The following is a 1044-nucleotide window of genomic DNA, read 5'->3' on the forward strand; positions in this document are numbered from 1 at the left end:
TTGCCCAGACTGTGCAGACCCTCGAAGACCACCACATCTACGTGCTGCTCGGCGGTGCCGACGAAGACTCCTTCAGCAGTACTTCCGCGGGCGCCGGCGGGGGCGACGGTGCGCCGGCATGGGCTGTTGAGACCGGCGGGCTGCCCAATCCTCTTATCGGTTTCCCGTACGACAACTTGCTCAACCCGGCAACCATGTACGCCTGGTCTGCGTTCTTCTCCAACGCCGACGCACCCAACGGGATCGGGCTGGAAAACGAGTACGCCCAGATGTGGGAATACGTCGCCAACTACTTCAACGGCAACCCCGACATCATCGGCTACGAGATCATGGACGAGCCGTGGGCGGGCCTGTCGTGGCCGCTGATCCTCCTGGGCAGCCCGAACTTCGGCGCCGAGCAGCTGACTCCCTTCTTTAACCAGGTGACCGAGGCGATCCGTTCGGTTGACCCGTCCACACCGGTGTGGATCGAACCGAACCTGGTCTTCGAAGACGGGCTTTCGCCTATCACTTTGGGCACGGTTCACTCTGACCATGTGGTCTTCACGTATGAGGATTACTGCCTGCCGGAGGTGCTGTTCAGTTCCAGCTTCCTTTGCCCGCAATTTCAAGAACTAGTCGCCGACCGCGCCGAGGCATACGCGAACGCGCACGACATTCCTGCGGTAATAAGCGAGTTCGGATACCGGAACGTGGGTCAGCCAATCGCACACTTGCTGGATGTAGCCAACGAACACGAAATCGGCTGGATGAACTGGTCGTTCATGTCCAACAACGGCATCACCGGTTCAGGTAGTGCCGTGGCACGTGGGACCGCATTGCTCCTGGACACGAACCAACCGCCTGTACCGCCTAATCTCGACGCCGCGAAACTCGAGTTACTCGCCCAGCCGTATCCGCAGGCGATTTCGGGTACTCCGGAGTCGTTGTCGTTTAGTGATGGTGTTTTTCAGTTGAGTTATTCGGTTGAGAAGCCGGATGGGGTGGGGAGTTTCCCGGTGGGGTCGCAGACCACGATCGCGGTGCCGGCAATCGACTTCCCGC

Annotated in this window: 1 protein-coding gene; it reads left to right on the top strand. The window is 60.0% G+C overall.

Annotated elements, in window-relative coordinates:
• Positions 1-41 precede the first annotated feature (41 nt).
• On the top strand, positions 42-1044 hold a 1003-nt coding region (locus F6Q13_RS17790; RefSeq protein ID WP_293059389.1), incomplete at its 3' end, for a cellulase family glycosylhydrolase.

This window comes from Mycobacterium sp., from assembly GCF_008709575.1.
GTDB lineage: Bacteria > Actinomycetota > Actinomycetes > Mycobacteriales > Mycobacteriaceae > Mycobacterium.